Here is a 13145-nt window from a genome sequence, read left to right on the forward strand (position 1 = left end):
AGGGGGGCACCACGCGCGTCGGGGTCAGCAGCCGATCAGACGTGCGGCGAGGTAGCTCGTGACCTGGTCGAGCGAGACCCGCTCCTGCGTCATGTCGTCGCGGTGGCGGATCGTGACGGCCTGGTCGTCGAGCGTGTCGAAGTCGACGGTGATGCAGAACGGCGTGCCGATCTCGTCCTGGCGGCGGTAGCGACGGCCGATGGCGCCGGCGTCGTCGAAGTCGACGTTCCAGTTCCGGCGCAGCTCAGCCGCGAGGTCGCGGGCCTTGGGCGAGAGCGACTCGTTGCGGGACAGCGGCAGCACGGCGGCCTTGACCGGCGCGAGGCGCGGGTCGAGCTTGAGCACGACGCGCGTGTCGACGCCGCCCTTCGTGTTGGGCGCCTCGTCCTCCGTGTAGGACTCGACGAGGAACGCCATGAGCGAGCGCGTCAGGCCGGCGGCGGGTTCGATGACGTAGGGCACGTAGCGCTCGTTCTTGGCCTGGTCGAAGAACGACAGGTCCTGGCCCGAGTGCTCGGAGTGCGTCTTGAGGTCGAAGTCCGTGCGGTTGGCGATGCCCTCGAGCTCGCCCCACTCGCTGCCCTGGAAGCCGAAGCGGTACTCGATGTCGACGGTCCGCTTGGAGTAGTGCGAGAGCTTCTCGGCCGGGTGCTCGTAGTGGCGCAGGTTGTCGCGCGCGATGCCCAGGTCCGTGTACCAGTCGGTGCGCAGGTCGATCCAGGTCTGGTGCCACTGCTCGTCGGTGCCGGGCTCGACGAAGAACTCCATCTCCATCTGCTCGAACTCGCGCGTGCGGAAGATGAAGTTTCCGGGGGTGATCTCGTTGCGGAACGACTTGCCGATCTGGCCGATGCCGAACGGCGGGCGCATGCGCGCGGTGGTGTAGACGTTCTTGAAGTTCACGAAGATGCCCTGCGCGGTCTCGGGCCGCAGGTAGTGCAGGCCGGACTCGTCCTCGACCGGGCCGAGGTAGGTCTTGAGCATCATGTTGAAGTCGCGCGGCTCGGTCCACTGACCCCGGGTGCCGCAGTTGGGGCACGCGATGTCCGCCAGGCCGTTCTCCGGAGCGCGGCCCTTCTTCTCCTCGAACTCCTCGAGCATGTGGTCCTCGCGGAACCGCTTGTGGCAGCTCAGGCACTCGGTGAGCGGGTCGGTGAAGACGCCGACGTGACCGGAGGCGACCCAGGTCTGGCGCGGCAGGATCACCGCGGAGTCGAGGCCGACGATGTCCTCGCGGCTGGTCACCATCGTGCGCCACCACTGACGCTTGATGTTCTCCTTGAGCTCGACACCCAGGGGGCCGTAGTCCCATGCGGACCGCGTCCCTCCGTAGATCTCACCGCTCGGGAAAACGAAGCCACGGCGCTTCGCGAGGGAGACGACGGAATCCAGACGGGACGGTGCAGCCACGAGTGTTCACTCCAGGGGTTGGCCCGCTGCTGGGTGCGGCGGGCGGATGACCGCGACCGGGTGCCGCGGGATGAGCCCGCCCAGGCTACCGGCCGGACCGGCGCGCCGCCGGGCCGGTCCGCGCCGGGCGCGTCACCGGTGGCCCTCTAGGATCGCGGCGTGGACGACGACCCCCTAGACGCCTTCGGCCTCGGCTCGGTGTCGCTGATCGTTGCCGTCTGCGCCCTGTTCGTCGTCGCGATGGCCCGCTCGCACGCCACCTACTGGGCCGGCCGTGGCGTGATCCGCGGCGCGAAGACCGTGCACGAGACCGACAAGGGCTTTGCCTGGTGGCGCTCGATGATCGAGCACCTCGAGGCGTGGACGAACTCGCGCGCCGCGCAGCGCGGGCTCGACCTGGTGCGGCGGTGGGGCGCCCCCGCCGTGTCGCTCGCCTACCTGACGTTCGGCGTGCAGACCGCCGTGTTCGCGTCCGCCGGGCTGATCAAGATGAAGTACACCAAGTTCACCATCGCGTCCGTCCCGGGCTCGATCGCGTGGGCCATCATCTGGTCGACGGTCGGGCTCGGTGCGGTCTGGGGCGCGATCCGGCTGTTCGCCAAGTCGCCGGTCGCGCTGATCCTCGTCGTGCTCCTGCTCGGAGTGCTTCTCGCCTGGTGGATGCGCCGACGCCTGCTGCGCCGTGCCGCCGAGATGCAGGCGCTCCCGCCCGCCACGCGCCCCGAGGCCGACCACGGCCGGCACGTCGCACCCTCCGACGAGGACTGACGCCGGCTCAGCCCTCGTCGGACGCCTGAGCCACGCAGAACTGGTTCCCGTCCGGGTCCGCGAGCACGACCCACGGGAAGCCGCCCACCTCGTGCCGCGCGACGAGCGTCGCGCCGTCGCCCAGAAGCCGGTCGACCTCCGCCTCCCGGTCCGGGGCCGAGACGTCCAGGTGGATGCGGTTCTTGCCTGCCGTCGGGTCGGCGATCTGCTGGAACGCCAGGATCGGTCCGGTGCCCGACGACGGGCGAACGAGCACGAACTCGTCGCCGTGGTCCGCGTGCACCGACCCGCCGGTCTGCCGCGCCCACCATCCCGCGAGCGTGGGTGCGTCGGTCGTGTCGAACGTGATCATCCCCAGTGAGATCGTCATGCCGGCACGCTACCGACGGGCACTGACAACGCGTCGTGGCCGCGCCACGAGCACCACGAGCGCCGCCACGACCGCGACCGCCTCCACGAGGACGGCGACCTCCGCCTGCCCCTGAGCCGCTCGACAACCGGCCGGCAGCCCCTCGGGGCCCATGTCGAACGACGTCGTCAGGAGCGTCAGCACGCTCCGTCCGCAGTGCCCGCGGAACCACGGCTCCGTCACGAGGAGTGCGATGCTCAGCGCCGTCGCCGCTCCCAGCCCGAGGAGCGTCCAGCCCGGCACGCCGAAGCCGGCTCGGTCCACGGCGCGGGTCAGGAACGTCAGAGCGATGATGCCGAGCACCGCGACATCGACGAACAGCACGTACGCCATCACGATGCTCGCCCGTCCGCGGCCCAGGACCACCTCATGCGTGGTCGCTCGTCCGCCGGCGAGCGGACCGCCGGCCCGAGAGGACGAGCGCGACGACGACCGCCGCGAGCGCAGCCAGCTCGAGCCCCAGCGCCAGGGCGGGTTGGATGTCCGCGGTGTCCAGGCACGCGCTCTCGTCGATGGCGAAGGCCTGGAGTGAGGCGTCCGTCCCCGTCAGCACGTCCAGCCCGGCGCACGTGCCCAGCTGCCAGGGGCCGCCCCACAGGATCACCAGGTCGACGACGGTCACGAGCACGAGCGCGCCCAACCCGATGGCCGCACGCCTGCTCAACCGCCCCGCCGCACGCAACCGGACGGCCACCAGCACGCACACGGCGATCACCAGCAGGTCCACCGGCCCGAGCATCCCCGTCATGACGGCTGGTCGACCGCCCCGCCGTACCGCCGGTCGCGGCGCGCGTACTCCTCGACCGCGCGCCACAGGTGGCGCCGGTCGACGTCGGGCCACGGCTCGTCGAGGAACACCATCTCCGCGTACGCGGCCTGCCAGATCATGAAGTTCGACGTCCGCTGCTCGCCCGACGAGCGCAGGAACAGGTCGACGTCCGGCAGGTCGGGCTCGTCGAGGTAGCGCGCGAACACCTTCTCGGTGATCCGGTCCGGCTTGACCTTGCCCGCGGCGACGTCGCGCGCGAGCGCCTGCGCGGCGTCGGCGATCTCGGCGCGGCCGCCGTAGTTGACGCACATCGTCAGCGTGCAGGTCGAGTTCCCCCGGGTCCGCTCCTCCGCCGTCTCGAGCTCATTGATGACCGAGCGCCACAGCCGCGGCCGCCGCCCCGCCCAGCGCACCCGCACGCCCCACGAGTCCATGAGGTCGCGGCGGCGGCGCAGCACGTCACGGTTGAATCCCATGAGGAAGCGGACCTCCTCGGGCGAGCGCGACCAGTTCTCGGTGGAGAAGGCGTACGCGGAGACGTACTCGACGCCGACCTCGATGGCGCCGGCGACGACGTCGAGCAGCGACGCCTCACCCGCCCGGTGCCCCTCGACGCGGGGCAGGCCGCGCGCGTTGGCCCATCGGCCGTTGCCGTCCATGACGACCGCGACGTGCTTGGGCACGAACTGCTTCGGGATGGCCGGGGGGCGAGCGCCCGAGGGGTGCGGGTAGGGGGCGACGACGTCGTGAGGCACGACCGCCATTCTGCCGCCCCCGGCTACCGGCGGAGGGTCAAACGCGCTCGACCATCGGCAGCGACCGCAGCTGCCGCTCGAGGTGGAACTGGCTGTACGCGGCGACCAGACCGTTGCCCTCGCCGCGGTGCCGCTCGGCGCTCGCGTCGGCCACCGACCAGTCCCCCGACAGCAGCGAGGCGAGCAGGGCGAACGTCTCCGGGGCCGGCGACGCGGCACCCGGCGGGCGGCAGCGCGAGCAGACGGCTCCGCCGGACGCGATCGCGAACGCGTGGTGGGGGCCGGGCTCGCCGCAGCGGGCGCAGTCCGTGAAGGACGGCGCCCAGCCAGCGATCGCCAGCGCGCGCAGCAGGTAGGAGTCGAGGATCAGGCCGACCGCGTGCTCCCGCGTGGACAGCGCACGGACGGCACCCACGAGCAGCCAGTACTGCTGCACGGCGGGCTCGCGCTCGGCCTCGACCAGCCGGTCCGCGGTCTCGAGCATCACGGTGCCCGCGGTGTAGAGCGTGTAGTCCTCGCACACCGAGCGGCCGTACGCGCCGAGGGTCTCGGCCTGCGTGACGATGTCGAGGTTGCGCCCCGTGGACAGCTGCAGGTCCACGTGCATGAACGGCTCGAGCCGCGAGCCGAAGCGCGACGAGGTCCGCCGCACGCCCTTGCCGACCGCGCGCACCTTGCCGTGCGTGCGGGTCAGGAGGGTGACGATGCGGTCCGCCTCACCCAGCTTATGGGTGCGCAGCACGATCGCCTCGTCGCGGTAGAGGCTCACGCGGTCATTGTCCCCCGCACCACCGACACCTCCGCGGCAACACGCATCGAGCGGGGGTGTGCTCTGCGTGGAGATCGGGTGTCGGCGGCGCGGGAGCATCCGTGCGCGGCGTCGTCGGGGTCGCCGACGACGCTCCGCACGCCCGGCACCGGGCGGCCGTGGTGCCCGGGTGCCGGAAGCGGGAGGTCGTCAGCGCTGGTAGCGGTTGACGGCCGAGGTGATGGCCTTGAGCGAGGCGGTCGTGATCGACGGGTCGATGCCGACGCCCCACAGGATCTGGTCGCCGATCGCGCACTCGACGTAGGCGGCCGCGGTGGCGTCGCCGCCCGACGAGAGCGCGTGCTCGGCGTAGTCGAGCACCGCGATGTCGACGCCGATGCCCTTGAGCGCCGTGACGAACGCGGCGACCGGGCCGTTGCCCGAGCCCTCGATCGTGCGCGAGTCGCCGCGGTCGACGAGGTCCACGACGAGCGTGTCCGCGCCGTCCTGCACGCTCGTCGCTCGCGTCCCGCTCAGCGAGAACCGGCCCCACGGCACGAGGTCACCGAAGTCCTGCACCGGCGTGGTCACCTTGCCGACCTCGACGGGCAGGTACTCGTCGACGAAGATCCGCCACAGCTCGTCGGCCGTGACCTCCGTGCCGTGCTCGTCGGTGTGCCGCTGCACCACCTGGGAGAACTCGATCTGCAGGCGACGCGGCAGGTCCAGGTCCTTCTCGGACTTCATCAGGTAGCTGATGCCGCCCTTCCCGGACTGGGAGTTCACGCGGATGATCGCCTCGTACGACCGGCCCACGTCCTTCGGGTCGATCGGCAGGTACGGCACGGCCCAGACGATGTCGTCGACCGTCTTGCCCACGCGCTCGGCGGACTTCTCCAGCGCGTCCAGGCCCTTCTTGATCGCGTCCTGGTGCGAGCCGGAGAACGCGGTGAAGACCAGGTCGCCGCCGTAGGGGTGCCGCTCGGCGACGGGCAGCTGGTTGCACCGCTCGACGGTCCGGCGGATGTGGTCCATGTCGGAGAAGTCGAGCTCGGGGTCGATCCCCTGGCTGAACAGGTTCATGCCCAGCGTCACCAGGCACACGTTGCCGGTGCGCTCGCCGTTGCCGAACAGGCAGCCCTCGATGCGGTCCGCACCGGCCTGGTAGCCCAGCTCCGCGGCAGCCACCGCGGTGCCGCGGTCGTTGTGCGGGTGCAGCGACAGCACGACCGACTCGCGGTAGCGCAGGTTGCGGCTCATCCACTCGATCGAGTCGGCGTAGACGTTCGGCGTGGCCATCTCGACCGTCGCGGGCAGGTTGATGATGACCTTGCGGTCGGGCGTCGGCGCCAGCTCGTCGAGCACCGCGTTGCAGATCCGCAGCGCGAACTCGAGCTCGGTGCCGGTGTACGACTCCGGGCTGTACTCGTAGAAGACCTCGGTGTCTGGGACCAGCTCCTCGAACTTCTTGCAGAACCGGGCGCCCGAGACGGCGATGTCGACGATCCCGTCCTCGTCCGAGCGGAACACGACCTCGCGCTGCAGCGTGGACGTCGAGTTGTACAGGTGCACGATGGCCTGCTTGGCGCCGGCGATCGCCTCGTACGTGCGCTCGATCAGGTGCTCGCGCGCCTGGGTCAGCACCTGGATGACGACGTCGTCGGGGATGCGCCCCTCCTCGATCAGCATCCGGACGAAGTCGAAGTCCGTCTGGGACGCCGCGGGGAAGCCGACCTCGATCTCCTTGAAGCCCATGCCGACGAGCAGCTCGAACATCTCGAGCTTGCGGGCGGGGTTCATCGGCTCGATCAGCGCCTGGTTGCCGTCGCGCAGGTCCACGGCGCACCAGCGCGGGGCCTTCTCGATGCGCGTGTCCGGCCACCGGCGGTCGGGCAGGTCGACGCGGATCTGCTCGTGGAACGGGCGGTACTTGTGGATCGGCATCGGCGACGGCTGCTGGGGGCTCGTCTCGAGGTAGCTCATGGGGTCAATCCTTCGCTGCGTGTCTGCGGGTGGCCAGCCGGCACACGGAACACCGCGGCGAGGATCCGGCCTAGTAGGCCTCGCCGCGGCAGCGAAGAAGGAGGGTGTACCCGAGCATGCGCGCCACCCTACTCCCGGTCCCGGCGCGAGAAGCAAGTCGGCTCGCACGGCGAGACGCGCGGGCGTCAGCGCAGCGCGACGACCCTGTCGTCGGCCAGGACGTAGAGCTGGGCGCCGAGCCGCACCACCCGGCGCGTGTCGTCGGGCAGCGTGACCCGCCAGACCTGGTCGCCGTCGTCGAGCCGGAACGCCGCGATCCCCCGGCTCCCGTCCGGCATCCGCACGGGCACCGCCACGCGCGACCCGTCGGAGAAGACCCCGCGCGGCTCCACGGCGACCGGCCGCTGCCACACGCGCCGCCCCGTCGCGGCGTCCAGGCCGACGAGGGACTCCTCGCGCTCCAGCAGCACCCGGCCCCCGGCGTCGAGCACGACGGATCCTGCCGGCTCGGTGGCCAGCCACGACGCCTCGGTCGACCGGCCGAGGTACGCCCGCACCGCCACCGCGCCGTCGACCTCCTCGACGGTCAGGGTCCGCGGCGAGGCCGGGTCGTCGACCGAGGGCTCGAGCGCCTCCCCCTGCGTGGTCAGCACGACCTGCCCCGTGCCGTCGGTCACGCGCGAGGCGGCCGCGATCGAGCCGGCGTTCGACAGGTAGCGCGTGCGGACGTAGGTGCCGTCGGTGCGCAGGCGGACCACGTCGTCGGCGTCGTCCAGCGGCAGGGCGGTCCCGTCGGTGGCGTGCAGCGCCAGCTGGGACGGGAACGACGACGCGACGACGACGTCCCCCGATGCCGCGAGGGTGATGTTCCCGGTGTCGCGGGGGTGGGCGCGGTCCGACGGCGGCGCCGCCCAGCGCACCGCGCCGGTCCTGGGGTCCACCCGGACCACGCCGAGGCCGTCGGGCACCCACCCGGCCAGCACCACGTCACGGCCGACGGCGGCGATCTCGCCCCACCGGCCCGGCACGTCGTGGGCCGCCAGCACCCGGCCCGCGGTCGCGTCGAGCAGCACCACGCTCGAGGGCGGGTCGCTGCCTCGCCCGGGACGGCCCGCGACGCACGCCACGCTCCCGCCGAGCGCGACGCAGTCCTGCACCGGCGAGCCGGCCGACCCGAACGGACCCCGGTCCCACAGTCGCTCGCCGGTCACCACGTCGATGCCGGCCAGGTGGTGCGCCGGGTCGTCCGTGGCGACGACGAGCGTGTCCCCGACGAGGACGGGCACGACCGAGCTGTCGGCCGCAACGCTCCAGCGCTCCTCCAGCGGGTGCGCGAGCGAGTGGACGGCCCCCTCGAAGGAGGCGGCCGAGAGCACCGCGGTCCGCTCGCGTCCGGCGGTCAGCCGCGGGGCGACGACGACGAACGCAGCGACCAGGACGAGGGCGGAGCAGCCCCCGATCACCGCGACCAGGGGCCGACGGCGGGCCCACGCCCACAGCCTCGGGGCGTCGTCGGCCGCGCGCGAGCCATCGTCCTGCTCGTCGTCGTCGAGCAGGACCATCTGCAGCGGGCGGTCGCGGCCGTGCGGTCCCACCCGTGCACCGTACGCCCGCCGCGTCAGGACCGGGCTGCGGGTCCTCGCACGACGACGAACGAGTAGTCGCCGAACGCGACGGTCGCGCCGGGGCGCAGCCGGATCGGCTGGTCGACCGGGCAGACCACCTGCGCGCCGTCGGGCAGGGTCACGACCGTCCCGTTCGTCGACCCGCGGTCCGCGACCCAGACGCCGGTCGGCGTGACGGCGACCTGCAGGTGCGTCTTGGACACGGAGCGGCCCGGGTCGATGACGCGCACGATCTGGACGTCGATCGCGGCGGCCGGGTTGCGTCCGACCAGAGCGACGCCCTCGACGACGACGCGGCGGCCGTCGCTCAGCGCGAGCTCGGCCGTGGTCGCAGGCTCGGGGACCGCCACCGGCTCGGGGCGCGGCACGGACCGGCGGGTCATCTCGACCTCGGGGTCGAGGCCGACGGGTGTCACCACGAGCGGCTCGACCACGGTCGGCTGGACCTCGGCGGGCGGCTCGGCGAGCGGCTCGGCGAGAGCGAGAGCGGGCGCCCGGACGGGGGCGGCCGGGGGCGCGGGCGGAGGCGCGCCGACGTGCTGGGCGACCGGGCGCTCGCCGAGCATCGTCGTGCGGACCACCGGGATGGTCCGCGTGTCGACGTCGGGCCCGTGCTCACGCGGTGCAAGCGGCGCGAGCAGGAGCGGCTGGCTGCCCGTCACGGTGGGCGCCTCGGTGCCGTCCAGCGGAGAGAGCCACGGCGGGACGGGTGCCTCGACCGAGCGCGCCGCCCGCACGGCGGCGGCGCGGGGCGGGACGCGGACGTCGGTCGCGTCGTCGCGCCAGGCCGGAGCAGCGGGGGCGTCGCGCCGGATGTCGACCACCTCGTCGCGTGCTGCGCGGTCATGCCAGCCGCGGTTGCGGCCGGTGCGGTCGAACGCGGGCGACGCGAGCACGACGAGCTGGCCCACGCCGAACGCCAGCGCGCCGGCCGCGACCACGAGGCCGCGCAGCAGCACGCGCGCCATGCCGATCGGCTGCAGGGTCTCGACGTCCGCGGTGCGCATGCCGAGCACGAGGCGGCCGAGCGTCCACCCGAGCCGCCCGTGCCACACCCACTGCAGCACGACGACGGCGACGACGAGCAACGAGCCGAGCACGACGAGCACCGTGCCGCCGTCGGCCGCGGTGCCGACCAGGAGCGGCACGGCGGCGAGGCCCGCGACGACCCCGTCGAGCAGGAAGCCCGCGAGCCGCCGTCCCAGCGAGGCGACGGTGGCGGGGGCCTGGGCGAGCGCGGTCATGAGGTCCTTCCTCGGCGCGACGGGCGGTGCCGGCCGCGCAGCGAGACGAGCGAGAGGCGCGCCCGCAGGCGGCGGCGGCGGGTCGCGCCGCGGCGCATCTCACGGACGGCCGTGTCGACGTCCGCCCAGTAGGCGGCGGCCTCGGCTGCGGTCGGTCGGTGCGCGGAGAACACCGCGCGGTCGGCGGTGCGGGCGAGCTGGGCGACGGTCCCGGCGGCGACGGGCTTCGCCCCCGAGCCTGCGAGCGAGTCGGTCAGCGTCCGCGCCGACTCGGTGCGGGTCGCGTGCGGGACGACCGGCTGGCGCAGGTCGACGGCGGCGTCGAGCACCTCGTCCCACCCGCCGGCGACGCGCTGGGCCGCGTCGCGCGTGCGACGGCGTCGGCGGCGTCGGCGGGCCTTGATCGCCCCGACGACGAGGAACGGCAGCGCGAGCAGCAGCAGCGGCACGGCGACGGCCCCGCCGACCAGCGCGATGGTGCGCCACAGCGGCACCGACGTGTCGGTGGCGGGCGGCGACTCCGGCTGGGGCTGCTCGGTGTCGTCGTCGGGCGGCTTGACCGCGTCTGGCGCGGGCGGGGGCGGCTGCACCACCTGCGGCTGCGGCTCGGACGGGTTCGGCTTCTCGTTCTCCTGCGGCGTCTGCTCGCGGGGCGGCGTGGCGTCGAACGGCACCCAGCCGTGGCCCGCGAAGGCGATCTCCACCCACGCCTGGATGTCCTTGCCGGTCACGGCGACGGGAGCGTCGGCGTCGACCGGGGTGCCGTCGGCGTCGGCAGGCGGGACGAACCCGAGGACGACGCGCGACGGGAGGCCCATCGCGCGCGCCATGAGAGCCATCGCCGAGGCGTACTGCTCGCCGTCCCCGACCATGAGGTCGCCGTCGAGCAGGGCGACCATCCGGCTCGCGCCGTGCCCGGACAGCGACGGCGCCTGACCGGCGTCGACGAGGCCGTCGCTGAAGTAGCCCTCCTCCGAGAGCCACTGCGAGAGCGTCTGCGCCACCTGCGCCGCCGTTCCTGCGTCGCGCGCCACGTCGGCGGCGGTGACACCGACGACGTCGGGCACCCCCGTCGCCGGCGGCTGGGACACGTCCTGCTCGTGCGCACCGCCGATCTCGCGCACCGACGGGACGGGCGGCACGACGACGTCCATCGAGTACCGCAGGCCCGGGTGCAGCGCGCCGGTGAGCACGGCCGCGCCCGTCGCCTCGTTGAAGCGCAGACCGTCGGCGGCCGCGTCGTCGCTGATGTCGATCGACGTCGCCTCGCCGACCGTCGGCAGCCACACGCCGGACAGGGCATCGATGTCGACGTCGACGTGGGCGGCCGTGCCGCGCACGTTCGTGGGGATCTCGTCGCCCACGCGCCGGAACTCCCCCGAGCTCTCGGCCGTGCCGTCGCCCGCGACGTTCCAGACGACGCCGTCGTAGCGGTCCAGGGTGGCCAGGCGCACCCGCGCACCGGCCGGCAGTCCGGCGACGGTGAAGAGGGTGGCGTCCTTCTGCCGCTTGACGAAGTCACGGAAGGCGGCGAGCGGGCTCGGGTACGCACGCGGGTCGAACGGCGGGACGATCTCGTCGCGCACGACGAGCCGGGGTGTCTCGCCGACCACGGCGGGAGCGCCGGCGATCGCCGCCCCGGCGGCCACGGCCGTGAGCACCGCGAGCGAGACGACGCGGCGCGCGCGCAGCAGCCCGGCACGCCAGGACGCCCACGGCAGCAGGACCAGGAGCAGCACCACGCCCGTGGCCAGCGGCGGGATGCTCGGAGCGCGTGTGCCGAGCAGTGCGACGACGCTCGCGACCAGCACGGGGACGACGGCCGCCGACGCAGCGGCGGCCGCGTTGCGCACCCGCAGGGCGAGCCCGAGTGCGGCGGCGGAACCGACGAGCGCGAGCAGGTACGGGGCGACGAGCAGGCCGCCGCTGTCGCCGACCGGAGGCTGCAGCGTGAGCATCTCCTGCCACGACGAGCCGACGCCGCGGGCCAGGGTCTCGAACGTGTCGAGCGTCGGGACGACGCCGGCGACGGTCGTCGTCGGCGCGGCCAGCGCTCCCCCGGCCAGCGCGTACACGACGACGAGCGAGGCGACGACGGACAGCGCCGACCACCCGCGCACGGCGGCAAGGACCGCGAGCCCACCACCGAGCAGGAGGCCGCCTACGACGGCCGGCAGTGCGGTCGTGCCGCCGTAGACGGCGAGCAGCGGCCACAGCGCGAGGGCGAGGGCGCCGAGCAGGCACGCCGTGTCGACGGCGGTGCGTGCCGCCGTGCGGACCGGGGCGCGCCTCATGCCAGCGCCCGTCGCAGCAGGCGGGGCAGCTCGTCGAGGTCGCCGAGGGTGGACAGCGTGAGCGCACCCTGGCTGCGCACCGCGAGCTCGCCGTCGCGCACGCAGCGGACGACGAGGGTGCGCGTGCCGAACGGGACGTACCGCGCGGCGACCCGGAGGTCGGCCTCGGTCGGCACCGAACCCGTGACGAGGATCGCGACCGTGACGTCGGGGGTCTCGCGCGTGACGCGGCGGCCCAGGATCGTCGCCCCGGCGCCGGTCGACGACGTCGAGATGGCCGAGCAGTCGTCGAGCAGCCGCGGGGGCGTGTCGACCCGCAGCGAACCGGGACCGGCCAGGACGGCCAGCCCGCGCTCCTCGCGGATCACCTGCGCGCCGATCGACGCGACCGTCGACACCGCGAGCTCGAGCTCGTCCTCGTGCGCGTAGTCGGCGGGGTCGGTGGCCAGCGCGATGACGGTCTGCGTGCGGCGGGTGTCCTCGAACTGCTTGACCATCAGCACACCGCGGCGGGCGGTCGTGCGCCAGTGGATGTAGCGCCGGTCGTCACCCGCGACGTAGTCCCGCAGCGCGTGGAACGAGAGGTCGGCGTCGGTGATCTCGCGGGTCGACTGACCCTCGAGGTCGCGCAGCAGTCCCGCGCTCGCGCCGGCCAGCGGCACGACGCGCGGGTGGACGTAGAGGTCGACCGGCCGCGTCCACAGGACGCTGCGGCGCACGAGCCCCAGCGGGTCGCCGCGCACGGAGCGCACGGGCCCGACGACGACGACCGCGCGCTTCTCGGTCGGGATGGCGAACAGCTCGTCGTGCGTCCCACCGGGCGCCAGGCCGGGCACGCCCAGCTCGGCGACGTTGGTGCCGACAGGCAGCTCGATGCGCGAGGGCAGCGACCGCCGCCGCGCGCGGTTGGTGACCTCGACCCGCCCCACGGCGCGCTCGCCGATCCGCACCCGGCGGTCGGCCATGTCGAGCTCGACGTCGTAGCGGGCACGCCCGATCGTCATGAGCAGCGCCACGACGAGGACGGCGACGAGGCCCGCCCCCAGCGCCGCGAGCTCGAGCCAGCCCAGCCAGCGACCCACCACGAGAGCGGCGGCCGCGACGAGGGCGACCCCCCATCCCAGCGGTGAGACGCGCACG

At 73.7% G+C, this 13145-nt stretch carries 12 protein-coding genes; 1 reads left to right on the forward strand and 11 read right to left on the reverse strand.

Translation table 11 applies throughout. The features are described from left to right. Positions 1–24 precede the first annotated feature (24 nt). Positions 25–1410, reverse strand: a complete 1386-nt coding sequence (locus EDF34_RS03310; protein WP_123369916.1) for a glycine--tRNA ligase — start codon at positions 1408–1410, stop codon at positions 25–27. Positions 1411–1569: 159 nt separating this feature from the next. Here EDF34_RS03310 and EDF34_RS03315 point away from each other — a divergent pair, with 159 nt between their 5' ends. After that, positions 1570–2178: a DedA family protein gene (locus EDF34_RS03315; RefSeq protein WP_123369917.1), complete on the forward strand. Its 609-nt coding sequence runs from the start codon at positions 1570–1572 to the stop codon at positions 2176–2178. A gap of 7 nt (positions 2179–2185) precedes the next feature. Here EDF34_RS03315 and EDF34_RS03320 read toward each other — a convergent pair whose 3' ends face one another. The 10 genes from EDF34_RS03320 to EDF34_RS03365 form a co-directional block, all read right to left on the reverse strand. Then, positions 2186–2548, reverse strand: coding sequence for a VOC family protein (locus tag EDF34_RS03320; RefSeq protein WP_123369918.1), 363 nt, complete (start codon positions 2546–2548; stop codon positions 2186–2188). 9 nt (positions 2549–2557) lie between these two features. After that, entirely contained in the window at positions 2558–2920 is a 363-nt protein-coding gene (locus EDF34_RS03325; RefSeq protein ID WP_148076564.1) for a hypothetical protein, read from the reverse strand. Positions 2921–2954: 34 nt separating this feature from the next. Continuing rightward, positions 2955–3335, reverse strand: coding sequence for a hypothetical protein (locus tag EDF34_RS03330; RefSeq protein ID WP_123369920.1), 381 nt, complete (start codon positions 3333–3335; stop codon positions 2955–2957). Next, positions 3332–4120, reverse strand: coding sequence for an isoprenyl transferase (locus tag EDF34_RS03335; RefSeq protein WP_123369921.1), 789 nt, complete (start codon positions 4118–4120; stop codon positions 3332–3334). The genes EDF34_RS03330 and EDF34_RS03335 overlap by 4 nt, the downstream gene beginning before the upstream one ends. Before the next feature lie 28 nt (positions 4121–4148). Continuing rightward, complete coding sequence (gene recO, locus EDF34_RS03340; protein ID WP_123369922.1) at positions 4149–4880, reverse strand: DNA repair protein RecO; 732 nt, start codon at positions 4878–4880, stop codon at positions 4149–4151. 189 nt (positions 4881–5069) lie between these two features. Further along, the gene (gene leuA / locus EDF34_RS03345; RefSeq protein WP_123369923.1) at positions 5070–6842 is read right to left on the reverse strand and encodes a 2-isopropylmalate synthase; all 1773 of its coding nucleotides are present in this window, start codon (positions 6840–6842) and stop codon (positions 5070–5072) included. Positions 6843–7027: 185 nt separating this feature from the next. Then, the gene (locus tag EDF34_RS03350) at positions 7028–8437 is read right to left on the reverse strand and encodes a PQQ-binding-like beta-propeller repeat protein (RefSeq protein WP_123369924.1); all 1410 of its coding nucleotides are present in this window, start codon (positions 8435–8437) and stop codon (positions 7028–7030) included. A 23-nt stretch (positions 8438–8460) separates the two neighbouring features. Then, on the reverse strand, positions 8461–9711 hold the full coding sequence (locus tag EDF34_RS03355) for an RDD family protein (protein ID WP_123369925.1): 1251 nt from the start codon (positions 9709–9711) through the stop codon (positions 8461–8463). Beyond that, positions 9708–12005 carry a transglutaminase domain-containing protein gene (locus EDF34_RS03360; protein ID WP_123369926.1) on the reverse strand — a complete coding sequence of 766 codons (2298 nt, stop codon included), beginning with the start codon at positions 12003–12005 and terminating at the stop codon, positions 9708–9710. The genes EDF34_RS03355 and EDF34_RS03360 overlap by 4 nt, the downstream gene beginning before the upstream one ends. After that, positions 12002–13144: a DUF58 domain-containing protein gene (locus EDF34_RS03365; RefSeq protein WP_123369927.1), complete on the reverse strand. Its 1143-nt coding sequence runs from the start codon at positions 13142–13144 to the stop codon at positions 12002–12004. The genes EDF34_RS03360 and EDF34_RS03365 overlap by 4 nt, the downstream gene beginning before the upstream one ends. Position 13145 lies beyond the last annotated feature (1 nt).

This window comes from Cellulomonas sp. PhB150 (genome assembly GCF_003755175.1).
In the GTDB taxonomy this organism is placed as follows: Bacteria; Actinomycetota; Actinomycetes; order Actinomycetales; family Cellulomonadaceae; genus Cellulomonas.

What these genes read in the sequence shown, in the direction of transcription:
- EDF34_RS03320 (WP_123369918.1), bottom strand. Translation starts at nt 2,548, where the DNA reads ATGACGATCTCACTGGGGATGATCACGTTCGACACGACCGACGCACCC.
- EDF34_RS03325 (WP_148076564.1), bottom strand. Translation starts at nt 2,920, where the DNA reads ATGGCGTACGTGCTGTTCGTCGATGTCGCGGTGCTCGGCATCATCGCT.
- EDF34_RS03355 (WP_123369925.1), bottom strand. Translation starts at nt 9,711, where the DNA reads ATGACCGCGCTCGCCCAGGCCCCCGCCACCGTCGCCTCGCTGGGACGG.
- EDF34_RS03360 (WP_123369926.1), bottom strand. Translation starts at nt 12,005, where the DNA reads ATGAGGCGCGCCCCGGTCCGCACGGCGGCACGCACCGCCGTCGACACG.
- EDF34_RS03335 (WP_123369921.1), bottom strand. Translation starts at nt 4,120, where the DNA reads ATGGCGGTCGTGCCTCACGACGTCGTCGCCCCCTACCCGCACCCCTCG.
- EDF34_RS03330 (WP_123369920.1), bottom strand. Translation starts at nt 3,335, where the DNA reads ATGACGGGGATGCTCGGGCCGGTGGACCTGCTGGTGATCGCCGTGTGC.
- leuA (WP_123369923.1), bottom strand. Translation starts at nt 6,842, where the DNA reads ATGAGCTACCTCGAGACGAGCCCCCAGCAGCCGTCGCCGATGCCGATC.